This is a genomic window from Burkholderia sp. Ac-20344, assembly GCF_017104975.1.
GTDB lineage: Bacteria > Pseudomonadota > Gammaproteobacteria > Burkholderiales > Burkholderiaceae > Burkholderia.
Window position 1 is genome coordinate 18,504 of record NZ_JAAGPP010000016.1, and the last position, 22,798, is coordinate 41,301.

The following is a 22,798-nucleotide window of genomic DNA, read 5'->3' on the forward strand; positions in this document are numbered from 1 at the left end:
TTTTTTTAAAGCCGTTATTAGCGATTGAGCCGTTTATGAGCACCATTCCGTTGACAAAGCGTGGCGCAGAGCAACTGCGCGATGAATTGCAGCGCCTCAAGTCCGTCGAGCGGCCGGCCGTGATCAACGCGATCGCGGAGGCCCGCGCACAGGGCGACCTGTCCGAAAATGCCGAATACGATGCCGCGAAGGAAAAGCAGGGCTTCATCGAGGGTCGTATCGCGGAAATCGAGTCGAAGCTGTCGGCCGCGCAGGTCATCGATCCCACCGTGCTCGATGCCGAAGGCCGCGTGGTTTTCGCATCGACCGTCGAACTCGAGGATCTCGAGTCGGGCGACACCGTCAAGTACCAGATCGTCGGCGACGACGAAGCCGATATCGATCATGGCCTGATCTCGGTCAGCTCGCCGATCGCGCGCGCGCTGATCGGCAAGTCCGAAGGCGACGTCGCGGCCGTGCAGGCGCCGAGCGGCGTGCGCGAGTACGAAATTATCTCGGTCAGCTACATCTGAAGCGGGGCGACGTAATGCCGCATCGCGTGTTCCGTCTGCTGTCGGCCGTGTGGGTCGGCAGCCTGCTGACGATCGGGTATGCGGTCGCGCCCGTGCTGTTCAAGACGCTGGAGCGGATGACGGCCGGCTCGGTCGCCGCCCAGCTGTTCCGTATCGAGGCGATCCTCGGTGTCGTGTGCGGCGTGCTGCTGCTCGTATTGTCGAACCAGCAGGTGCGGCGCGGCAGCAGCGAATATCGCCGCGTGCGCTGGATCGTCGCCGCGATGGTCGTGTGCGTGCTGGTCGGGTATTTCGCGCTGCAGCCGTTCATGAACGCGCTGCGGGTAGCCGCGATGGATGCAGGCACCGATATCGCGAACTCGCCATATGCGAGCCGCTTCGGGATGCTGCACGGCGTCTCGAGCGTGTTCTATCTCGTCGAGAGCGTGCTGGGGCTGATGCTGATCTGGCGCCTGCCGGCGCGCGACGCCTGAGGCGAGTGCCACGCAGGCCCGGCCGACGCCGGGCCCGCGGGCAGGGTGGCGGCACGGTGCAGCCGTGCCGCCCCGATGCTTACTTGTCCTGGAACGGACGCTTCGTGCTGGCCTGGCGCTTCTTGGCGCGCTTCACGTTACCGCCTGCCGTCACGCGCTCGTTGCCGCGCACGACGACCTTCGTCGGCCGCGGGCGACGCACGGGGCTCGCGTTCGGCGACACCTTGACGACCTTGACGGTGCGCGGTGCACGGCCTTTCTTGTCGTCGACGGCTTCGGCCGCGCTCGGCAGCGTGCCGGCACGACGGCCGCGAGCCGGGGCCGCTGCGGCGGCTTCGGGCTTCCAGATCACCAGCAGCTTGCCGATGTGCTGGATCGGCGCCGCGCTCAGGCGATCGCAGATCTCGTCGTAGATCGCGATGCGCTCGTCGCGCTCGTCGCCGAACACGCGGATCTTGATCAGCTGGTGCGCGTCGAGGTGCACCTTGATTTCGTTCAGCACGGCATCGGTCAGCCCTTCGGCGCCGATCAGCACGACGGGCTTGAGCGCATGGGCCTGGGAGCGCAGCGCGGAGCGCTCGGCGGGAGAAAGCGAAAGGGCGGGCATGGAAATGTCGAAATCTAAATAAGGGCGCGCTGACTGAAAAGCGATTGCGGGAAGTTACCGCGTCAGCCGTGCGCCGAAACCACGTAAAATCGCGGCTTGGGCCTGAAAAGGGGCCGCAGCCGCGCGAAGAAGACGCGTATTATCCGCTAAAAGCGCGGCTTCACGAAGCAATTGGCAGCAATCTCTCTCTCGAATGGCAAAAAACCGCTTCAACCAGCACTGGCTGCACGACCACATCAACGACCCGTACGTCAAAATGGCGCAGCGGGAGGGCTATCGCGCGCGCGCCGCGTACAAGCTGAAGGAAATCGACGAGCAGGACAAGCTGATCCGTCCGGGCCAGGTGATCGTCGACCTCGGCGCGACGCCGGGCAGCTGGAGCCAGTATGCCCGCAACAAGCTCGCGCAGGGCAAGAAGCGTGACGTGGAACGCGAAGGCGGCATCGACGGCACGATCGTGGCGCTCGACATCCTGCCGATGGAGCCGATCGCCGACGTCCACTTCCTGCAGGGCGACTTCCGCGAGGATGAAGTCCTTCACCAGCTCGAGGAAGTGCTCGAAGGGCGCGCGGTGGACCTTGTTATTTCCGACATGGCCCCCAACCTCTCTGGCGTGGCCTCGGCGGACGCGGCGCGCATCGAGCATCTGTGCGATCTGGCGCTCGAATTCGCGCAGAACCATCTGAAGCCGGACGGTGCGCTGCTCGTGAAATGTTTTCACGGCAGCGGCTACAGCCAGATCGTCGAGAAATTCAAACAGCAGTTTAAGACCGTCGCGCCGCGCAAGCCGAAGGCGTCCCGCGACAAATCGTCCGAAACGTTCATTTTGGGTCGGCATCTGAAACGTCCGCGCTGATGCGCAACGAGGTGCCGCAAACGGGCTCCGGCCCTTGCCAGACAAGCGAAGCGCTATCGCGGCGGTTGTCAATGCTTATGGCGAGGGTGGTCGGACTGGATTAGAATGACCGAGGGGCGCCGCAAGGAAAATGTAGGCGCTCGTCTACGAGTGAAGGAGTGGTGCTTTGAACAACAATATGTTTTCGAAGGCAGCGGTGTGGCTGGTGATCGCACTGGTGCTGTTTACGGTGTTCAAGCAGTTCGACAAGCCCCGCGTCCAGGAAGGCGTGTCCTATTCGCAGTTCATGGACGACGCCAAGAACGGCAAGGTCAAGAACGTCATCGTTCAGGGGCGCAACCTCACCGTCACTCCGGCTGATGGCCAGAAATACCAGATCGTGTCGCCCGGCGACATCTGGATGGTTGGCGATCTGATGAAGTACGGCGTGCAGGTCAGCGGCAAGGCCGACGACGAGCCGAATGCGCTGATGTCCGCGCTGTACTACCTCGGGCCGACGATCCTGATCATCGTGTTCTGGTTCTACATGATGAGGCAGATGCAGGGGGGCGGCAAAGGCGGCGCATTCTCGTTCGGGAAATCGCGCGCGCGGCTGATCGACGAGAACAACAACGCGGTGAACTTCTCCGACGTCGCGGGCTGCGACGAAGCGAAGGAAGAAGTGTCCGAGCTCGTCGACTTCCTGCGCGACCCGCAGAAATTCCAGAAGCTGGGCGGTCGCATTCCGCGCGGCGTGCTGCTCGTCGGCCCCCCGGGTACCGGCAAGACGCTGCTGGCCCGCGCGATCGCGGGTGAGGCGAAGGTGCCGTTCTTCAGCATCTCGGGTTCGGACTTCGTCGAAATGTTCGTCGGCGTCGGCGCGGCCCGTGTGCGCGACATGTTCGAGCAGGCGAAGAAGCACGCACCGTGCATCGTGTTCATCGACGAAATCGACGCGGTCGGCCGTCATCGCGGCGCCGGCATGGGCGGCGGCAACGACGAACGCGAACAGACGCTGAACCAGATGCTCGTCGAGATGGACGGCTTCGAGGCGAACTCGGGCGTGATCGTGATCGCTGCAACCAACCGTTCCGACGTGCTCGACAAGGCGCTGCTGCGTCCGGGCCGTTTCGACCGCCAGGTCTACGTCGGCCTGCCGGACATCCGCGGCCGCGAACAGATCATGCGTGTGCACCTGCGCAAGGTACCGATCGCGAACGACGTCGATGCGGCAGTCATCGCGCGCGGCACGCCGGGCTTCTCGGGCGCCGATCTCGCGAACCTCGTAAACGAGGCTGCGCTGTTCGCCGCACGCCGCGGCAAGCGGATCGTCGAGATGCAGGATTTCGAAGACGCGAAGGACAAGATCTTCATGGGTCCGGAGCGCAAGTCGGCCGTGATCCGCGAGGAAGCAAAGCGTGCGACCGCTTATCACGAGTCGGGCCACGCGGTGATCGCGAAGCTGTTGCCGAAGGCCGACCCCGTGCACAAGGTCACGATCATCCCGCGCGGTCGCGCGCTGGGTGTCACGTGGCAGCTGCCGGAGCATGACAACGAAACGTACTCGAAGGACTACCTGCTGGATCGCCTCGCGATCCTGTTCGGTGGCCGGGTGGCGGAAGAGCTGTTCATGAACCTCGTCAGCACCGGCGCATCGGACGACTTCAACAAGGCAACGCAGACGGCACGCGCGATGGTGGCCCGTTTCGGCATGACCGACGCGCTCGGGCCGATGGTCTATGTCGACGACGAGAACGATGCATCGCCGTTCGGCCGTGGCTTCACGCGCACGATCTCGGAAGCGACGCAGCAGAAGGTCGATTCGGAAATCCGCCGCGTGCTCGACGAACAGTACGGCCTTGCGCGCCGCCTGCTCGAAGAGAACCGCGACAAGGTCGAAGCGATGACCGCTGCGCTGATGGAGTGGGAGACGATCGACGCCGATCAGATCAACGACATCATGGAAGGCCGTCCGCCGCGTTCGCCGAAGAGCTCGCCGGCTGTCGGCGGCGATTCGTCGGGTGGCGGCAGCAGCGCCGAGGTGAAGCCCGGCAACGCGCCGGCGCCTGCTTCGCCGGCGGCATAATCTCCGCTTTCGCGCCGTTCACGGGCTGGTGTGGCTTCACACCGGCCCGTTTTGCATTCATTCACGCCAGTTGCTCGTGTCCGATTCCGCCTCCCCGTTCATTCCCGCGCCACTTCAGTGCGGCCGTTTCGAACTGACGTTCGAACGCCCGCTCGTGATGGGCATCCTCAACGCCACGCCCGATTCGTTCTCCGACGGCGGCCGCTTCCTCGCGCGCGACGATGCGCTGCGCCAGGCCGAGCGGATGATTGCCGAAGGCGTCGACCTCCTCGATATCGGCGGCGAGTCGACGCGCCCTGGCGCGCCGCCCGTGCCGCTCGACGAGGAACTCGCGCGCGTGATCCCGCTCGTCGAAGCGCTGCGGCCGCTGAACGTGCCGCTGTCGATCGATACCTACAAGCCGGTCGTGATGCGCGCGGCGCTCGCCGCTGGTGCCGACCTGATCAACGACATCTGGGGGTTCCGCCAGCCGGGGGCGATCGACGCGGTGCGCGAAGGCAACTGCGGGTTGTGCGCGATGCACATGCTCGGTGAACCACAGACGATGCAGGTCGGCGAACCCGATTACGGCGACGTCGTGACCGACGTGCGCGATTTTCTCGCCGCGCGCGCACAGGCGCTGCGCGACGCGGGCATTGCGCCGGAGCGGATCTGTGTCGATCCCGGCTTCGGGTTCGGCAAGGCGGTCGTCGACGACAACTATGCGCTGCTGGCCGCGTTGCCGGACACGGCACCCGCGCGGCCCGACGGGCGCGCGTATCCGATACTTGCCGGTATGTCGCGCAAGTCGATGCTCGGCGCGGTGATCGGCGGCAAGCCGCCGATGGAGCGCGTCGCGGCGAGCGTGGCGGCTGCGTTGTGCGCGGCCGAGCGCGGGGCGGCGATCGTGCGCGTGCACGACGTCGCGGCGACGGTCGATGCACTGAAAATCTGGAATGCCGTGCGCGAAGCCGCGCGGCAACGATAAGTCAGAAGACGAAGGAGGAAGATTCGCTATGGGACGTCGATATTTCGGCACGGACGGCATTCGCGGCACGGTGGGCGAGGCGCCCATCACGCCGGATTTCGTGTTGCGTCTCGGCTACGCGGCCGGCAAGGTGCTGGCCAGCTCGGCCGATGTCGCGGCAGGCTCGCGTCCGACCGTGCTGATCGGCAAGGACACGCGCGTGTCGGGCTACATGCTCGAAGCCGCGCTCGAGGCCGGATTCTCGGCGGCCGGCGTCGACGTGATGCTGGCCGGCCCGATGCCGACGCCGGGCGTCGCGTACCTGACGCGCGCGCTGCGCCTGTCGGCGGGCGTCGTGATCAGCGCATCGCACAACCCGTATCACGACAACGGGATCAAGTTTTTCTCCGCGGACGGCAACAAGCTGCCGGACGACACCGAAGCCGCGATCGAAGCATGGCTCGACAAGCCGCTCGAATGCGCGTCGTCCGACGGTCTCGGCAAGGCACGCCGCCTTGACGATGCGGCCGGCCGCTACATCGAGTTCTGCAAGAGCACGTTCCCGGCTGCGTTCAACCTGCGCGGGCTGAAGCTCGTGATCGACTGTGCGCACGGCGCCGCGTACCAGATCGCACCGCACGTGTTCCACGAACTCGGCGCGGACGTGATCCCGATCGGCGTTGCGCCGAACGGCTTCAACATCAACGACGGCGTCGGTGCAACCGCGCCGGACGCGCTGGTGCGCGCGGTGCGCGCGAACCACGCCGATCTCGGCATTGCGCTCGACGGCGATGCGGACCGCCTGCAGGTGGTCGACTCGACCGGCCGCCTGTACAACGGCGACGAGCTGCTCTACGTGCTCGTGAAGGACCGGATCGCGACCGACGGCAAGGTCGACGGCGCGGTCGGCACGCTGATGACGAACCTCGCCGTCGAAGTCGCGCTGCAGCGCGAGGGCGTGAAGTTCGTCCGGGCGGCAGTCGGCGACCGCTACGTGCTCGAACAGTTGCGCGAGCACGGCTGGCAGCTCGGCGCGGAAGGTTCGGGCCACATCCTGTCGCTCGACCGCCACTCGACCGGCGACGGCATCGTGTCGGCGCTGCTCGTGCTGGCCGCGCTGAAACGCAGCGGCCAGACCCTCGCGCAGATGCTCGACGGCGTCACGCTGTTCCCGCAGAAGCTGATCAACGTGCGGATGAAGCCGGGCGCCGACTGGAAGGGCAGCACGTCGATTCGCGCTGCAATCGACGCAGCCGAAGCCGCGCTCGCCGGCAGCGGCCGCGTGCTGATCCGCGCATCGGGCACGGAGCCCGTGCTGCGCGTGATGGTCGAAGCGCAGCACGCCGCCGACGCGGTCCGCCATGCGGAGACGATCGCCGACGCGGTCCGCGCGGCGACGACCTGACGCACGGGCCTGGCGCGGGGCGGTCAAACGCCCGCGCGCCGGCTTTCCGGTGAACCGGCATGCGGCGCCTTCGGGCGCCGCAATTTCGTCAGACGCAAAGGTTTGCGATACCGATAAGAAGGGCGCGTCGGCTACCGTATTCGGGGGGCGAAAAATCGTCAGACCCCTGATATCGGGCCAACCATGAGCGGCGGCTTTCCGTGCCGCCGACACTGCGCTACGATCCGCGCGCACCCATGTGAAACGGGTCGCCTCCCGTCCCTTCCAGGCCGGCAATTCTTGCCGCCTTCGCCGTTCCGGCGCGGTCCGGGCACCGCGCACGCCACCCCAGATACTCCCTTTCAACCAGTCATGTTACTGTCACGCCAGTTTCATTGATTGTCACATTACCGTCATGAGGAGCCCCTAACCTTCGCGGTGCCGTAGTCATCCGCTCACACACTGGAGGTCTCATGAAATTGATGCAAACCGCGATTGCCGGCCTGGCTGGCGCGCTTTTCGCCGTCGCCGCCCACGCTGCCGACATCACGGGCGCAGGCAGCACGTTCGCGATGCCGATCTATACGAAATGGGCTGCTGACTACCAGCAGACCGGCGGCGCGAAGGTCAACTACCAAGGTATCGGTTCGTCGGGCGGCCTGAAGCAGATCGTCGCGAAGACGGTCGATTTTGCCGGTTCGGACGCTCCGCTGAAGGATGACGAGCTCGCGAAGGAAGGCCTGTTCCAGTTTCCGACGGTGGTCGGCGGCGTGGTGCCGGTCGTCAACGTGCCGGGCGTGAAGGCCGGTGAACTGACGCTGTCGGGCCCGGTGCTCGGCGACATCTACCTCGGCAAGATCAAGAAGTGGAACGATCCGGCGATCGCCGCGCTGAACCCGAAGGTCAAGCTGCCGGACACGGACATCGCCGTGGTTCGCCGCGCCGACGGCTCGGGCACGAGCTTCATCTGGACGAACTACCTGTCGAAGGTCAACGACGAGTGGAAGTCGAAGGTCGGCGAAGGCACGACGGTCAACTGGCCGACGGGCACGGGCGGCAAGGGCAACGACGGCGTCGCAGCTTTCGTGCAGCGTCTGCCGGGCGCAGTCGGCTACGTCGAATGGGCGTACGCCAAGAAGAACAACATGATCTACACGGCCCTGAAGAACTCGACGGGCACGGTGGTCGAGCCGAAGACGGAAACGTTCAAGGCCGCTGCTGCAGGCGCGAACTGGTCGAAGTCGTTCTACCAGATCCTGACGAACCAGCCGGGCAAGGAAGCATGGCCGGTCGTCGGCGCGACGTTCGTGCTGCTGCACGCGAAGCAGGAAAAGCCGGAGCAGGGCGCGGAAACGCTGAAGTTCTTCAGCTGGGCGTTCAAGAACGGCGAGAAGGCTGCTGACAGCCTGGACTACATCTCGCTGCCGCCGGCAGTCGAAGCGGAAATCCGCAAGCAGTGGAAGGTCAAGGTGACGGACGCGTCGGGCAAGCCGGTCGCCGCCGAGTAAGCATTGCAGCGGTTCGCTGCCCGGCCGTGCCGGTCGGGCAGTGTGTGCGGTAAAGCCGGGCGTTACGGCGCCCGGCAATCAAAAGCAGGCACCCATGTCTGATATTTCCTATACGTCCTCACGGTCCGCCGACGTTGCGCAGCAACGCGCGCCGAGCCGCCTCGGGGATGTCGTATTCGGCGGTCTTGCACGGCTTGCCGCCATCGTGACCCTGCTGCTGCTCGGCGGGATCATCGTTTCCCTGATCATCGCGTCGATGCCGACCATCCAGAAGTTCGGCCTCGGCTTCCTGTGGCAATCCGAGTGGGATCCCAACTCGGACATCTATGGCGCGATCGTGCCGATCTACGGCACGATCGTGACGTCGATCATCGCGCTCGTCATCGCCGTGCCGGTCAGCTTCGGCATCGCGCTGTTCCTTACCGAGCTGTCGCCCGTGTGGCTGCGCCGCCCGCTCGGCATCGCGATCGAGCTGCTCGCCGCGATTCCGTCGATCGTGTACGGCATGTGGGGCCTGCTCGTGTTCGCACCGATCTTCGCGGAATATTTCCAGAAACCGATCGGCCGCCTGTTCAAGGACGTCTGGATTCTCGGCCCGCTGACTGCCGGCCCGCCGATCGGTATCGGCATCCTGGCAGCGGGCGTGATCCTCGCGATCATGATCATCCCGTACATCGCATCGGTGATGCGTGACGTGTTCGAAGTCACGCCCGTGCTGCTGAAGGAATCGGCGTACGGGATCGGCTGCACGACCTGGGAAGTCATGTGGAAGGTCGTGCTGCCCTATACGAAGACCGGCGTGATCGGCGGCGTGATGCTCGGCCTCGGCCGCGCGCTCGGCGAGACGATGGCCGTGACCTTCGTGATCGGCAACACGAACCTGCTCGACAGCGTGTCGCTGTTCGCACCCGGCAACAGCATCACGTCGGCGCTGGCAAACGAATTCGCGGAAGCGCAACCGGGCCTGCATACGTCCGCGCTGATGGAACTGGGCCTGATCCTGTTCGTGATCACGGTCGTCGTGCTGTCCATCTCCAAACTGCTGCTGCTTCGTCTCGAGAAGGGAGAGGGCAAGAAATGAGCGAGCCCATCATGAATTTCCCGGGGCCGGACGGCGCCGTGCTCGACGCGATGCGCAACCGCCTGCAGCGCAAGCGCAAGGCCGTCAACGCGATCGCGCTGGCCGCGTCGCTCGGCGCGATGGCCTTCGGCCTGCTGTGGCTCGTGTGGATTCTCTACACGACGGTGCATCTCGGCGTCAGCGGCCTGTCGCTGCAGCTGTTCACGGAATCGACGCCGGCCCCGAACACGGAAGGCGGCGGTCTCGCGAACGCGATCGTCGGCAGCCTGCTGCTGTGCGGTTTCGGCACGCTGGTCGGCACGCCGATCGGCATCCTCGCGGGCGTCTATCTGGCCGAATACGGCCAGAAGAACCTGCTGGCGAGCACGATCCGCTTCATCAACGACATTCTGCTGTCCGCGCCGTCGATCGTCATCGGCCTGTTCGTGTACGCGATCGTCGTCGCGAAGTCGGGGCGCTTCTCGGGCTGGGCCGGCGTGATCGCGCTCGCCCTGCTGCAGATTCCGATCGTGATCCGCACGACCGAGAACATGCTGAAGCTCGTGCCGAACGCGCTGCGCGAAGCGGCCTTCGCGCTCGGCACGCCGAAGTGGCGCATGGTGCTGAAGATCACGCTGCGCGCATCGGTCGGCGGGATCGTGACGGGCGTGCTGCTCGCAATCGCCCGGATCGCCGGCGAAACGGCGCCGCTGCTGTTCACGGCCCTGTCGAACCAGTTCTTCTCGGTCGACATGGGCCAGCCGATGGCGAACCTGCCCGTCACGATCTACAAGTTCGCGATGAGCCCGTTCGCGGAATGGCAGTCGCTCGCATGGGCGGGCGTGTTCCTGATTACGCTCGGGGTGCTCGGACTCAACATCCTGGCGCGCTCGATCTTCTCGAAAAAGTAACGGCGGAGCAATCCGATGAATATGGCAGAAAGCCACCTGAATCCCGTCGAGCGCACTGCTGCGCCCGCCGGCACGCAAGATGCGGCGCATGGCCGTCCGCTGGCGCCGCTGAACGCGAAGATCGAGGTCAACAACCTCAACTTCTTCTACAACAAGTTCCATGCGCTGAAGAACATCAACCTGAGCATTCCCGAAGGGAAGGTGACGGCGTTCATCGGCCCGTCGGGCTGCGGCAAGTCGACGCTGCTGCGCACGTTCAACAAGATGTTCGCGCTCTATCCGGAGCAGCGCGCCGAAGGCGAAATCCTGATGGACGGCGAGAACCTGCTGACGACGAAGCGCGACATCTCGCTGCTGCGCGCGCGTATCGGCATGGTGTTTCAGAAGCCGACCCCGTTCCCGATGTCGATCTACGACAACATCGCGTTCGGCGTGAAGATGTTCGAAAAGCTCACGCGCTCGGAAATGGACGACCGCGTCGAGTGGGCGCTCACGAAGGCCGCGCTGTGGAACGAAGTGAAGGACAAGCTGAACCAGAGCGGCTACGGCCTCTCGGGCGGCCAGCAGCAGCGTCTGTGCATCGCGCGCGGCATCGCGATCCGTCCGGAAGTGCTGCTGCTCGACGAACCGTGCTCGGCGCTCGACCCGATCTCGACCGGCCGCATCGAAGAGCTGATCGCGGAGCTGAAGAGCGACTACACGGTCGTGATCGTCACGCACAACATGCAGCAGGCTGCACGCTGCTCGGATTACACGGCCTACATGTACCTGGGCGAGCTGATCGAATTCGGCGATACCGAAAAGATCTTCATCAAGCCGGTGCGCAAGGAAACGGAAGACTACATCACCGGCCGCTTCGGCTGATGACGGAGAACAACAGCCATGTCGGATAAACATCTGTCGAGCCAGTTCGACGCCGATCTCAATGCGGTGTCGTCGAAAGTGCTGGAAATGGGCGGGCTGGTCGAGTCGCAGATCGTCGGCGCGATGCACGCGCTGAACGAATTCGATCGCGATGCGGCCGAGAGGGTGATCGCGGCCGAGGAAACGCTGAACGCGATGGAAGTCGACATCGACCAGGAGTGCGGCAACATCATCGCGCGGAGGCAGCCTGCCGCGCGTGACCTGCGTCTTTTGATGTCGATTTCGAAAACGATTACGAACCTCGAGCGCGCCGGCGACGAGGCCGAGAAGATCGCGAAGCGCGTGCGCCGCCTGGTCGACGAACCGGCCGCGCGCACGGTCAACATCGCCGAGATCAAGGTGTCGGGCGAGATGGCCGTGACGATCCTGCGCCGCGCGCTCGACGCGTTTGCGCGTCTCGATACGGTGGCCGCCGCGCAGATCGTCAAGGACGACAAGGAAATCGACCTGGAATTCCGTGCGTTCGTGCGCAAGCTCGTGTCGTACATGCAGGAAGATCCGCGCACGATCTCGGTCGGCCTCGACTACCTGTTCATCGCGAAGGCGATCGAGCGGATCGGCGACCACGCGAAGAACATCGCCGAATTCATCATCTACATCGTGAAGGGCACCGACGTACGGCACCAGCCGCGCGACACGCTCGATCGCGAAGCCAACAGTTAATCGACTCCATAAAGGAAGAACAGAGGTGCCGATGCCCAGCAACATTCTCGTCGTTGAAGATGAGCCCGCGATTTCCGAACTGATCTCGGTGAATCTCCAGCACGCCGGTCACTGCCCGATCCGTGCGTACAACGCGGAGCAGGCGCAGAACCTGATCAGTGACGTGCTGCCCGATCTCGTGCTGCTCGACTGGATGCTGCCGGGCAAGTCCGGTATCGCGTTTGCGCGCGACCTGCGCAACAACGAACGGACCAAGCACATCCCGATCATCATGCTGACTGCACGCGGCGACGAGCAGGACAAGGTGCTCGGCCTCGAAATCGGCGCGGACGACTACGTGACGAAGCCGTTCTCGCCGAAGGAGCTGATGGCGCGGATCAAGGCCGTGCTGCGCCGCCGTGCGCCGCAGCTGACCGAGGACGTCGTGTCGATCAACGGGCTGCGCCTCGACCCGGCCACGCATCGCGTCGCCGCGCATGCGGAAGGCAGCGAGATCAAGCTCGATCTCGGCCCGACCGAATTCCGCCTGCTGCATTTCTTCATGACCCATCCGGAGCGCGTGCACAGCCGCACGCAACTGCTCGACCAGGTGTGGGGCGACCATGTATTCGTCGAGGAGCGTACCGTCGACGTGCACATCAAACGATTGCGCGCGGCCTTGAAACCGGCCGGCTGCGATGCGATGATCGAGACCGTGCGCGGCAGCGGCTACCGGCTCGCCAAGCACGCGTAACGTATCCACGCATGCCGTGTGCCACGGCATGCCGTTCATTCTTTCGGGCGCTGAATCATGAACATCATCTGGGCGCGCTTTCTGGTGTCGCTCGTGCTGCTCGTGCTGATCGGCGTATTGGTCGGCGTGTTCGCCGGCCCGACCGCGGGCCTCGTGTTCGTGGCCGTGATGCTGATCGCGCAGGGCTTTTTCAGCACCTTTCATACGCAGCGTCTGTGGCGGCTGCTCGATGCGCCGGTCTATGGCGAGGTACCGAGTGCGCCGGGCATCTGGGGCGAGATCTACTATCGTCTGCACAAGCTCGCGAAGCAGTGGCATGCGCAGGTGCGGCAGGTCGAGCAGCAGCATTCGCGCTTCATCCAGGCGATCCAGGCATCGCCGAACGGCGTCGCGATGCTCGATGATCACGACCAGATCGAATGGTGCAATGCGATCGCCGAGGTCCATTTCGGCCTCGATGCGAAGCGTGACCTGCGCCAGCACATCACCAACCTGGTACGCCATCCCGATTTCGTCCGCTACCTGAACGCACAGCATTACGAGGAGACGCTCGTGATGCGCGGGATGGGCGACTCGCGGCAGAACGTGCTGGAAGTGCAGGTGTTTCCGTACGGCGAGAACCGCAAGCTGCTGCTCACGCAGGACATCACCGAACTCGAGCGCACCGACGCGATGCGGCGCGACTTCGTCGCGAACGTGTCGCACGAGTTGAAGACGCCGCTCACCGTGCTGTCGGGTTTCCTCGAGACGATGCGCGAGCTGCCGCTGAACGAGGAAGACCGCGCGCGTTATCTCGAGATGATGGAGCAGCAGGCATCGCGGATGCGGCACATCGTCACCGACTTGCTGGTGCTCGCGAAGCTGGAGGGCGAGAGCAAGCCGCCGCTCGATCGCGCGATCGACATGCGCGCCGTGTTCGACCATCTGAAGGAGGACGCGCAGACGCTGTCGAACGGGCATCACGACATCGCGTTCTCGATCGACGAGACGCTCGGCGTCACCGGCGCGCAGACGGAGCTGTTCAGCGCATTCGCGAATCTCGTCACCAACGCGATCCGCTATACGCCGGAAGGCGGCAAGATCGTCGTGACGTGGCGGCGCGAAGGCGCGCAAGGCGTGTTTTCCGTCACGGACAGCGGCTTCGGCATCCCGGCCGCCGACCTGCCGCGGCTCACCGAACGCTTCTACCGCGTCGACCGCAGCCGTTCGCGCGATACCGGCGGCACGGGGCTCGGGCTTGCGATCGTCAAGCACGTGCTGCAGCGGCACGACGCGCACCTGTACGTGCAGAGCGAGGAAGGGCGCGGCAGCACGTTCACCGCGCGGTTCCCGGGCTCGCACATCATCGCGATCCGGCCGGCCGCGTACGAAGCATGATCGCTTAGCGGCACGCGACTCGCGTCGCGCTGCCGGTTCAGGAGCAGAACTTCGCGAGCAACCCGAGTTGCGCGTTGCGGACCGTCTTGCCTGCGCGGCGCCGGCGGTAGTGGCCGTCGCTGTGCATCTGCCATGCCGACTGGTTGTCGCCGAGGCACACCGACAGTCCTTCGGCGATCACGCGCCGCTTGAGCTTGCGATCGCGGACCGGGAACGCGACTTCGACGCGGCGGAACAGGTTGCGGTCCATCCAGTCGGCGCTCGACAGATAGACGTCCTCGGCGCCGTTCGCGTGGAAATAGTAGATCCGGTGGTGCTCGAGGAAGCGGCCGACGATCGAGCGCACGGTGATGTTTTCCGACAGCCCCGGCACGCCGGGCTTCAGTGCGCAGACACCGCGCACGATCAGGTCGACCTTGACGCCGGCCTGCGACGCTTCGTACAACGCAGCGATCACCGACGGCTCCAGCAGCGCGTTCATCTTCGCGACGACGCGTGCGCGCTTGCCGGCACGCGCATTGTCGATCTCCGCTCGGATCGAGTCGATGATGCGCGGATGCAGCGTGAACGGCGACTGCCACAGCTCGTGCAGCGTGAGTTCGCCGCCGATGCCGGTCAGCTGCTGGAACACGTGATGCACGTCCTCGCAGATCTTCTGGTCGGCCGTCATCAGCCCGAAGTCGGTGTAGAGGCGCGCCGTGCGCGGATGGTAGTTGCCGGTGCCGAGGTGCACGTAGCGGCGCAGCGACGCCTTGCCGGCCTGTACGACACGCCGCACGATCAGCATCATCTTCGCGTGGCACTTGTGACCGACCACGCCGTACACGACATGCGCGCCGACGGCTTCGAGCTGCGACGCCCAGTTGATGTTGGTTTCCTCGTCGAAGCGTGCGAGCAGTTCGACGACGACGGTCACTTCCTTGCCGTTGCGCGCGGCTTCCATCAGCGCGTCCATCAGCGGCGAATCGGTGCCGGTGCGGTAGATCGTCTGCTTGATCGCGACGACGCTCGGATCTTTCGCGGCCTGCTGCAGCAGTTCGAGCACCGGCTGGAAGCTCTCGTACGGGTGGTGCAGCAGGATGTCGCCGTTGTCGATCGCGTCGAACATCGTCGGCGCGTTCGTGATCGCGACCGGGGTCGATGCGGTGAACGGCGTGAACTTCAGGTCGGGGCGGTCGACGAGATCGGGGATCTGCATCAGCCGCACGAGGTTCACCGATCCGGTCACGCGATAGCAGTCCTTCTCGCCGAGTTCGCTTTCCTCGAGCAGGCGGCGCACGATGTGCGGCGGCGTGTCGGCCGACACCTCGAGGCGCACCGCGTTGCCGAGGTGGCGCGCGGGCAGTTCGCCCTGCAGCGCGACGCGCAGGTTCGTGATTTCGTCCTCGTCGACGAACAGCTCGCTGTTGCGCGTGATGCGGAACTGGTTGCAGCTCTTCACGACGAGTTGCGGGAAGAGTTCGCCGACGAAGCGCTGCATGAACGAGCTCAGCAGCACGAAGCCGTGTTCGAAGCCCGACAGCGCGTGCGGCATGCGCACGACGCGCGGCAGCGCGCGCGGCGCCTGCACGATGCCCATCACGGCCTGGCGGCCGAACGCGTCGCGGCCTTCGAGCTCGACGACGAAGTTCAGGCTCTTGTTCAGCACGCGCGGGAACGGGTGGGCGGGATCGAGGCCGATCGGCGTCAGCACCGGCAGCAGCTCGTCGAGGAAGTAGTGCCGCGCCCATTCGAGCTGTGCGTCGTTCCACGTGTCGCTCGCATGGAAGTAGATGCCTTCCTGTTCGAGCGCGGGCAGCACGGTTTCGTGCAGCATCGTGTACTGTCGATGGACGAGCCGCTGAGCGCGTTCGACGACGAGATCGTAAGCATGTTGTAACGACATGCCGTCGGGCGTCAGCGCGCCGGGGTTGTCGCGGATCTGCTCCTGCAGCCCGGCCATCCGGACTTCGAAGAATTCGTCGAGATTGCTGCTGGTGATGCAGATGAAGCGGAGGCGCTCGAGCAACGGGACTTGCGGATCGGCTGCCTGGGCCAGCACGCGCTCGTTGAAACCGAGGATGCCGAGTTCACGATTGAGAAGCGGATAACGGACGGACATCGGCAGAGTAGGGGGTAATTCGGGCGATGATTCGAAAGGACGCTCGGAAACTCTCACGGTACGATGACGTGCTGATGACAATGCTGTATTTATATCGGGAAATTCTACGTTGTAACCGTTTCGTCCCATAAATGTTTCGACGATATGCAAACGAGCAGTGTGCATGCCCGTGAAGCGTGGCAATGGCAAGCGTTCCACGCTTAAAATGTCGCCTTTGATTGATCGCCCAAGGCTGTCGCACCGGCCGCCGCGGGCGAACGCGCACGGAGCCCCTTCTGATGGTTACAACCCCCCACTTGCTGGCTGCCGTGGATCTCGGCTCGAACAGTTTCCGGCTGATCGTCGGGCGTGTCGAGGAAACGCCGGCGGGCAGCCAGATCTATCCCGTCGACGCACTGCGCGAGCCCGTCCGGCTGGCCGCGGGCCTGTCGAGCGACAAGATGCTCGATCGCGCGTCGCAGGAGCGTGGCTGGGAGGCGCTCAAGCGGTTCGGCGAGCGCCTGCGCGATTTCCATCCCGACCATGTGCGCGCGGTGGCGACCAACACGCTGCGCGTCGCGAAGAACGCGGGTGAATTTCTCGGTGAGGCCGAAGCGGCGCTCGGTTTCCCGATCGAAGTGATTGCAGGCCGCGAAGAAGCGCGGCTGATCTACGCGGGGGCCGCGCACTCGGTGCCGGCAAGCGCCGGCAAGCGGCTCGTCGTCGACATCGGCGGCGGCTCCACCGAATTCATCATCGGCTCGCACTACACGCCGATCGTGATGGAGAGTCTCTATATCGGCTGCGTGAGCCATAGCCGCACCTTCTTCCCGGCCGGCAACGTCGACGAATATACGATGCGGCAGGCCGAACTCGCGGCCAAGCGCGAGATCCAGATCATTTCGAGCGAGTACAAGAAGGCCGGCTGGGACCAGGCGATCGGTTCGTCCGGCACCGCACGCGCGCTCGCGGAGCTCGTCGAGGCGAACGGCTTCAACGATCCGGGCATCACGCACGGCATTTCGCGCGGCGGCCTCGAGCGCCTGAAGCGTGCGCTGATCAAGTCGGAGAACGTCAACCGGCTGAAGCTGATCGCGCTGAAGCCCGACCGCGTGCCGGTGCTCGCGGGCGGCCTCGCGATCATGCTTGCGGTGTTCGAGGAACTCGGCGTCGACTACGTCGATACGACCGACGGCGCGCTGCGCCTCGGTGTGCTGTACGACCTGCTTGGCCGGACGCAGCACGAGGACATGCGCGCGGTGACCGTCGAGGGCTTCACGCGCCGCTACGGTGTCGATCGTGCGCAGGCCGAGCGGATCGGTGCGCTGGCGGGGCGTTTCTACGACGAACTCGAGGAGGCCGACGACGAAGCGCGAGAGGAAGGGCGGATGTTCCTCGGCTGGGCGGCCGCGTTGCACGAGATCGGCCTGTCGATCTCGCACAGCGCGTATCACAAGCATTCGGCCTATATCGCGAGCAATGCGGACATGCCGGGTTTTTCGCGCACCGACCAGGCGCGGCTTGCCGCGCTCGTGCTTGGTCACGCGGGCAAGCTCGGCAAGCTGTCGCAGGCGCGCGAGGTCGAGTGGCCGCTGCTGTTCTGCCTGCGGCTCGCGGCGCTGCTGTGCCGGCGCCGGACCGATGCGGGGCTGCCGGACATTTCCGTTTCGCAGATGAAGAAGGGCGGGTATGAAGTGCGCTTGCCGAGCGCGTGGGTCGAGCAGAACCCGCTGACCGACTACAGCCTCAGCCAGGAGGCGGCCGAGTGGGAGAAGGTCGGTATCCCATATCGCGTGGTGTATACCGGCGCGTAAACGGTCGATAGCGGGCCTGGGAGGGGCTGAGCCGCAGGATGGTTCGTGCCCCTCAGGGTTGTCGCTGATCGTCCTGACGGCCGTTCAGTCCGACGAGCAGACGATCGCGGTCAGGAACGGAAACGCCTGCTTGACGGTCGCGTCGCTGCCGGCCTTGCGCACGGCATTCTCCACGGAGCTTTTCGTGCCGCGCACCACGACGCCGTAGGCCCAGTCGCCGATCGGCGTGCCGTCGCCCGGACGGAAGATCGGGTCGTTCGCCTGGTAGCCGAGTACGACATACACGCCGAAGCCGTACGCCGTCAGCGAGTGGTTCGTGCGGAATGCGTTGACCGAGTTCGATTCGACGTGCATCGGCTCCGACTGGATATCGCCGGCGGCGAGCAGCGGCGCGACGAACTTGTGGCCGGTGGAGTGGCAGTCGAGTGCGTCGTCGAGTGCTTTCGCCGACGCGGTGCCGGCCGTCGCGAGCGCGAGCAGCGATGCGCAGAGGGCGGTCTTGTGTATGTTGTTTTTCATGCGTGGATGCAGGTTGTCCACGCGCATTATCGCGTGTTCCGGCAAGTGCCGTATGCGGGCTGAGGGTGGCTCGTTGGCCGGTATGTCGTCGGCAACCCGACGGACGGGCCCGCCGGGCGGGAGCTCAATCGTTTCCAGCCGGTCTTTCCACGAACCTTGCCGACGCTGAAGTCTTCCTGACTTGCCGCACGCACGCCGATCCTGGCCGTGACCTCGGTTACCGCGGCGCATGCTCGCGATTCGGACAAGAGCGACCCCGACGGCGCGTAAGCGCTGTCAGCCGTCCATCGTTGAACGGTGGCTATCCGATCCTGAGGGGCTATCGCCATGTTGCGGTCGATCTGGCGAAGGACCGTGACGCCGCATTGAAGGCGGCGAGCCATCAGTCATTTGCGCTGCGCCGAACGCGAGTCATGGCTGCCGGGGGCTGTGTGGATCGTTGTAGCGTCGATGCCCCAATTGATCCCTACAATGGATTGAGGTGGCGCGAACTGTGAATCCAGACCGACGTTACAAGGGCCCAGAAACCAGGGGCCCAGAAACCAGGGGCCCAGAAACGGAAAAGGGGCTACGGTGTTCAACCGTAACCCCTTGATTCCTTTGGTCGGAGCGATAGGATTCGAACCTACGACCCTCTGATCCCAAATCAGATGCGCTACCAGGCTGCGCTACGCTCCGACGAGCCAAAGATTCTATCGTTGAATGGCCGATCCGGTCAATCCCCATATGCGGATAAATGCCGCGGCGGCGAACCGGCGCGATTTGCGACAATTCGCACGGTAATCGGCCGGCCCGGACGCATGGGCGCGGGGCCGTTCGCCGAAGCAAGGAGAACATCATGATGAACCTGATCCTGTGGCGCCACGCCGAAGCCGAAGACTACGCGGCGAGCGATCTCGCGCGCCAGTTGACCGTTCGGGGCCGCAAGGACGCGCAGGCAATGGCCAAATGGCTGCGTGCCCGGCTCGAGACGAACACGGTGATCCTCGCGAGCCCGGCAGCGCGTACCGTGCAGACCGTCGAGGCGCTGACCGATCAATACCGGACGGTCGACGCGCTCGCGCCGGGCGGCGGCGTCGACGACGTGCTGGCGGCGGCCGGCTGGCCGGAAGGTATCGCGCCGACGGTCGTGATCGTCGGGCACCAGCCGACGCTCGGCAGCGTCGCCGCGCAGTTGATCAGCGGCGACGACGACAGCTGGAGCGTCAAGAAGGGCGGAATCGTGTGGCTGGCGAGCCGCACGCGTGATGGCAGCCGGCAGGCCGTGCTGCGGGCGGTAATGACGCCCGACCTGGCGTGAGGCCGGCCTGAAGAGCTTTGAAGGGATTGATCATACGGTTTTGCAAGCTTTCTGCTAAAGTCAATTCGGCGACACGTCATTGAAAGGACACGGTCGTGCCACATAACGGTCACGGCCGATTACTACATTGGCGGGCATGTCGTCCTATTCCTTACGATCAGGAAAGCCTAATGCGAGAACTGCCGACGCCTACGCTCCCTTTTGCCTCGCTGCCCCTCGACACGTCGCGGCGCCGCCTGCCGCGCGCTGCTGAAACCGTCACATCGGAGTATCGCCTGCGCGCCGCGTGGGCGCGTACGGAAGACGAACTGCGCGAAGCCCAGCGCCTGCGTTACAGCGTGTTCGCCGAAGAGATGGGCGCGCAGGTCAGCGGCCCCTCCGGTCTCGACGTCGATCCGTTCGATGCGTATTGCGACCACCTGCTGGTTCGCGATCTCGACACGCTGAAGGTCGTCGGAACGTACCGCGTGCTGCCGCCGCATCAGGCCGCGTGTGTCGGCCGCCTGTACGCCGAAGGCGAATTCGACCTGTCGCGCCTCACGCACCTGCGCGGCAAGATGGTCGAGGTCGGACGTTCGTGCGTGCACAGCGACTACCGCAGCGGCGCCGTGATCATGGCGCTGTGGGGCGGCCTTGGCGCGTACATGATGCAGAACGGCTACGAGACGATGCTCGGCTGCGCGAGCGTGTCGATGGCCGACGGCGGCCACTACGCGGCGAACCTGTACCAGTCGCTGTCGGTGGGCTCGCTGACGGCGCCCGAGTATCGCGCGTTCCCGCACACGGCCCTGCCGGTCGACGAACTGCAGACGGGCACCGTCGTGGCGCCGCCGCCGCTGATCAAGGGTTACCTGCGTCTCGGCGCGAAGATCTGCGGTGCGCCGGCCTGGGATCCCGACTTCAACTGCGCGGATTTCCTGACGCTGTTCCGCCTGTCCGACATCAACGCGCGCTACGCCCGCCACTTCCTGGGCTGAGCCCTCCGAGCCGCGTCGCGCCCGTCCGGGCGCGCAAGCGAACGCCGTCGCGTGGCATGAGCCGCGCGACGGCGTTCGTCCATCTGACCAGCACGTGTGAATCGGACCCTGTTAATTTCGGCGATACGCGATCACCGGCGTGCCGCGGGGCGGCACGTTCGCGAACGGCCCGGGGGAGGGCCGGCCGGCAGCGGCGCGCTTAGTGCTTGCGCCGCCAGTCGAGCAGGTGGTGTTCGGCCATCCAGTGATGGATCATCCCTTCGCCGCCATGGTTGCGCTTGTATTCGCGCGACTCGAAGAACGACAAGGCGACGAGCACCATCAGACCGATGAACAGGCCGATCAGGCCGGCAATTTCCTCAGACGACATGGCAGCCTCCTTTCCACGGCACAGCGCCATGCGTACATAGTAGGACATGCGCGGCACGACTCCGAAGCAGGATTTCCGCTAGACTCGGCGCGGTCCCGGCGTGCGATGGGCGCGCCGTTTTCCGGAGCCATACCCGATGACCCGTTTCATGCTGGCCGTGCTGGCCGCATCCTTCCTCGCCGGCTGTACCAGCGATCCTCGTCAGGCCCGTCGCGGCCATCCGCCGCAGGATCCGGCCGACTATCATGGCGTGCCGACCGACATGACGCCGCCGTCGATGCTCGACGCGCCGCCGCCGAAGCCTGTGCAGTAACGACCGGTTCGGCCCGCCGTCAGGCGCGGGCCGCGGGCGCGTCGGTGCCGACGTGCCGCAACAGCCCCGGCAGGTAGCGCGCCAGCGTCGCGCCGCGTGCGGCCATGAACAGCAGCAGCGCGAACCAGAGGCCGTGATTGCCGAACGTGCCGACGGCGGTGAGCGTGGCCACGACGAAGATCGACAACGACGCGACCATCGCACGCATCAGCGATTGCGTCTGCGTGGCGCCGATGAAGACGCCGTCGAGCAGGAAGCCCCAGACCGACACGATCGGCGAAATCGCGGCCCACGGCAGGTAGCGCAGCGCCACTTCGCGGATCTCGGCCTGGTCGGTCAGACGCGCGACGATCCAGCCGCCGGCGGCCCAGTACACGAGCGCGAACAGCAGCGCGCCGAGTGCCGACCAGAACAGCGTGATGCGCACGGCCTGCCGGAAGGCGCGGCGGTCGCGCGCGCCGGCCGCTGCGCCGACGAGCGCTTCAGCCGCATGCGCGAAGCCGTCGAGGCCGTACGCCATGAACGTCTGGAAATTCAGCAGCAGCGCGTTTGCCGCGAGCGTCGCATCGCCCTGTTTCGCCCCGAGGTGCGCGAACCAGCCGAATGCGCCGAGCAGGCACAGCGTGCGCAGGAAGATGTCGCGATTGAGGGCGATCAGCCGCTTGAGTGCGACGCGATCGGCGAGCGCGCGTACTGCGATCGGCGCGAGGCCGCGCGGCCGTAGCCGCCACAGCATCCATGCACCGAGCGCGAAACCGCATGCATCTGCGGTGGCCGTTGCGGCGCCGATGCCGGCGATGCCCCAGCCGAAGCCGTACACGTAGAGCAGCACGGCGCCGATGTTCACCGCATTGATGAACACCTGCGCGACGAGCGCGAGCCGGACGCGCTGCACGCCGAGCAGGTAGCCGAGCACGACGTAGTTCGCGAGCGCGAACGGCGCGCTCCAGATCCGTGTGTGGCCGTAGGCAAGCGCCGTTGCGCGGACGGCGTCGCTGCCGCCCAGCGCGGACAGCGCAAATGACAGAAGCGGCACCTGCAGCGCCAGCACCGCGGCGCCGAGCGCGAACGCGACGATCAACGCGCGCAGCAGGTTCAGGCGGATCCCGGCGGCGTCGCCGGCACCATGCGCCTGCGCGACGAGGCCGGTCGTCCCCATCCGCAGGAAACCGAACCCCCAGAACACGAAATTGAAGAACAGCCCGCCGAGCGCGACGCCGCCGAGGTACTGCGCGCCGTCGAGGTGGCCGGCGACGGCTGTGTCGACCGCACCGAGGATCGGCTGGGTCAGGTTTGCCAGAACGATCGGGAACGCGAGCGCGAGGACGCGCCGGTGCGTGACGGTGGCCGAGGCGGCCGCACCCGTGCCGGCCCCGTGCGGTAACGCGGATTCGGACATGGCGGAC

22 protein-coding genes and 1 tRNA gene are annotated in these 22,798 nt (G+C 65.4%); 17 read left to right on the forward strand and 6 right to left on the reverse strand.

Annotated features, from left to right (window positions below; all coding sequences use genetic code 11):
• The first annotated feature begins 35 nt into the window (after positions 1 to 35).
• Both greA and G3N64_RS07875 read left to right on the forward strand, forming a co-directional pair.
• On the forward strand, positions 36 to 512 hold the full coding sequence (greA, locus tag G3N64_RS07870) for a transcription elongation factor GreA (protein WP_021163362.1): 477 nt from the start codon (positions 36 to 38) through the stop codon (positions 510 to 512).
• Between the two features lie 14 nt (positions 513 to 526).
• Positions 527 to 985 carry a DUF4149 domain-containing protein gene (locus G3N64_RS07875; protein WP_205783322.1) on the forward strand — a complete coding sequence of 153 codons (459 nt, stop codon included), beginning with the start codon at positions 527 to 529 and terminating at the stop codon, positions 983 to 985.
• A gap of 79 nt (positions 986 to 1,064) precedes the next feature.
• Here the strand turns inward: G3N64_RS07875 and G3N64_RS07880 are convergent, their stop codons facing one another.
• The gene (locus G3N64_RS07880; protein ID WP_205783323.1) at positions 1,065 to 1,592 is read right to left on the reverse strand and encodes a YhbY family RNA-binding protein; all 528 of its coding nucleotides are present in this window, start codon (positions 1,590 to 1,592) and stop codon (positions 1,065 to 1,067) included.
• A 193-nt stretch (positions 1,593 to 1,785) separates the two neighbouring features.
• Here G3N64_RS07880 and G3N64_RS07885 point away from each other — a divergent pair, with 193 nt between their 5' ends.
• The 11 genes from G3N64_RS07885 to phoR all read left to right on the forward strand — a co-directional run bounded on the left by G3N64_RS07885 (position 1,786) and on the right by phoR (position 14,019).
• Entirely contained in the window at positions 1,786 to 2,448 is a 663-nt protein-coding gene (locus G3N64_RS07885) for an RlmE family RNA methyltransferase (RefSeq protein WP_205783324.1), read from the forward strand.
• Positions 2,449 to 2,614: 166 nt separating this feature from the next.
• The gene (gene ftsH / locus G3N64_RS07890) at positions 2,615 to 4,513 is read left to right on the forward strand and encodes an ATP-dependent zinc metalloprotease FtsH (protein WP_205783325.1); all 1,899 of its coding nucleotides are present in this window, start codon (positions 2,615 to 2,617) and stop codon (positions 4,511 to 4,513) included.
• Positions 4,514 to 4,583: 70 nt separating this feature from the next.
• The gene (gene folP / locus G3N64_RS07895) at positions 4,584 to 5,480 is read left to right on the forward strand and encodes a dihydropteroate synthase (protein ID WP_205783381.1); all 897 of its coding nucleotides are present in this window, start codon (positions 4,584 to 4,586) and stop codon (positions 5,478 to 5,480) included.
• A gap of 28 nt (positions 5,481 to 5,508) precedes the next feature.
• Positions 5,509 to 6,864 carry a phosphoglucosamine mutase gene (glmM, locus tag G3N64_RS07900; RefSeq protein ID WP_205783326.1) on the forward strand — a complete coding sequence of 452 codons (1,356 nt, stop codon included), beginning with the start codon at positions 5,509 to 5,511 and terminating at the stop codon, positions 6,862 to 6,864.
• Between the two features lie 452 nt (positions 6,865 to 7,316).
• Positions 7,317 to 8,351 carry a phosphate ABC transporter substrate-binding protein PstS gene (gene pstS / locus G3N64_RS07905; RefSeq protein ID WP_205783327.1) on the forward strand — a complete coding sequence of 345 codons (1,035 nt, stop codon included), beginning with the start codon at positions 7,317 to 7,319 and terminating at the stop codon, positions 8,349 to 8,351.
• 94 nt (positions 8,352 to 8,445) lie between these two features.
• Positions 8,446 to 9,432, forward strand: a complete 987-nt coding sequence (gene pstC / locus G3N64_RS07910) for a phosphate ABC transporter permease PstC (RefSeq protein WP_205783328.1) — start codon at positions 8,446 to 8,448, stop codon at positions 9,430 to 9,432.
• Positions 9,429 to 10,322 carry a phosphate ABC transporter permease PstA gene (gene pstA / locus G3N64_RS07915; protein ID WP_205783329.1) on the forward strand — a complete coding sequence of 298 codons (894 nt, stop codon included), beginning with the start codon at positions 9,429 to 9,431 and terminating at the stop codon, positions 10,320 to 10,322. The genes pstC and pstA overlap by 4 nt, the downstream gene beginning before the upstream one ends.
• Before the next feature lie 15 nt (positions 10,323 to 10,337).
• Complete coding sequence (pstB, locus tag G3N64_RS07920) at positions 10,338 to 11,186, forward strand: phosphate ABC transporter ATP-binding protein PstB (RefSeq protein ID WP_205783330.1); 849 nt, start codon at positions 10,338 to 10,340, stop codon at positions 11,184 to 11,186.
• A gap of 18 nt (positions 11,187 to 11,204) precedes the next feature.
• On the forward strand, positions 11,205 to 11,909 hold the full coding sequence (gene phoU / locus G3N64_RS07925; RefSeq protein ID WP_205783331.1) for a phosphate signaling complex protein PhoU: 705 nt from the start codon (positions 11,205 to 11,207) through the stop codon (positions 11,907 to 11,909).
• Positions 11,910 to 11,940: 31 nt separating this feature from the next.
• Positions 11,941 to 12,642 (forward strand): phosphate regulon transcriptional regulator PhoB, encoded by a 702-nt coding sequence (gene phoB, locus G3N64_RS07930; RefSeq protein ID WP_027787869.1) that lies wholly within the window; start codon positions 11,941 to 11,943, stop codon positions 12,640 to 12,642.
• Positions 12,643 to 12,699: 57 nt separating this feature from the next.
• The gene (gene phoR / locus G3N64_RS07935; RefSeq protein ID WP_205783332.1) at positions 12,700 to 14,019 is read left to right on the forward strand and encodes a phosphate regulon sensor histidine kinase PhoR; all 1,320 of its coding nucleotides are present in this window, start codon (positions 12,700 to 12,702) and stop codon (positions 14,017 to 14,019) included.
• Positions 14,020 to 14,056: 37 nt separating this feature from the next.
• Here phoR and ppk1 read toward each other — a convergent pair whose 3' ends face one another.
• A complete protein-coding gene (ppk1, locus tag G3N64_RS07940; protein WP_205783333.1) occupies positions 14,057 to 16,120 on the reverse strand; it encodes a polyphosphate kinase 1 in 2,064 nt (687 codons plus the stop codon).
• A 278-nt stretch (positions 16,121 to 16,398) separates the two neighbouring features.
• Here ppk1 and ppx point away from each other — a divergent pair, with 278 nt between their 5' ends.
• Positions 16,399 to 17,913 carry an exopolyphosphatase gene (ppx, locus tag G3N64_RS07945; protein WP_085040508.1) on the forward strand — a complete coding sequence of 505 codons (1,515 nt, stop codon included), beginning with the start codon at positions 16,399 to 16,401 and terminating at the stop codon, positions 17,911 to 17,913.
• 84 nt (positions 17,914 to 17,997) lie between these two features.
• Here ppx and G3N64_RS07950 read toward each other — a convergent pair whose 3' ends face one another.
• Positions 17,998 to 18,432 carry a hypothetical protein gene (locus G3N64_RS07950; RefSeq protein ID WP_205783334.1) on the reverse strand — a complete coding sequence of 145 codons (435 nt, stop codon included), beginning with the start codon at positions 18,430 to 18,432 and terminating at the stop codon, positions 17,998 to 18,000.
• Positions 18,433 to 19,033: 601 nt separating this feature from the next.
• Positions 19,034 to 19,110: transfer RNA gene (locus G3N64_RS07955), tRNA-Pro, on the reverse strand.
• 160 nt (positions 19,111 to 19,270) lie between these two features.
• Here G3N64_RS07955 and sixA point away from each other — a divergent pair.
• On the forward strand, positions 19,271 to 19,732 hold the full coding sequence (gene sixA / locus G3N64_RS07960) for a phosphohistidine phosphatase SixA (RefSeq protein ID WP_205783335.1): 462 nt from the start codon (positions 19,271 to 19,273) through the stop codon (positions 19,730 to 19,732).
• Between the two features lie 170 nt (positions 19,733 to 19,902).
• On the forward strand, positions 19,903 to 20,709 hold the full coding sequence (locus G3N64_RS07965) for a GNAT family N-acyltransferase (protein WP_205783336.1): 807 nt from the start codon (positions 19,903 to 19,905) through the stop codon (positions 20,707 to 20,709).
• 199 nt (positions 20,710 to 20,908) lie between these two features.
• Here the strand turns inward: G3N64_RS07965 and G3N64_RS07970 are convergent, their stop codons facing one another.
• Positions 20,909 to 21,079, reverse strand: a complete 171-nt coding sequence (locus G3N64_RS07970; protein WP_205783337.1) for a hypothetical protein — start codon at positions 21,077 to 21,079, stop codon at positions 20,909 to 20,911.
• 136 nt (positions 21,080 to 21,215) lie between these two features.
• Between G3N64_RS07970 and G3N64_RS07975 the strand changes: the two genes are divergently transcribed.
• Positions 21,216 to 21,392, forward strand: a complete 177-nt coding sequence (locus tag G3N64_RS07975) for a hypothetical protein (RefSeq protein ID WP_205783338.1) — start codon at positions 21,216 to 21,218, stop codon at positions 21,390 to 21,392.
• A gap of 19 nt (positions 21,393 to 21,411) precedes the next feature.
• Here the strand turns inward: G3N64_RS07975 and G3N64_RS07980 are convergent, their stop codons facing one another.
• Complete coding sequence (locus G3N64_RS07980) at positions 21,412 to 22,791, reverse strand: MATE family efflux transporter (protein WP_205783339.1); 1,380 nt, start codon at positions 22,789 to 22,791, stop codon at positions 21,412 to 21,414.
• Between the last annotated feature and the right edge of the window lie 7 nt (positions 22,792 to 22,798).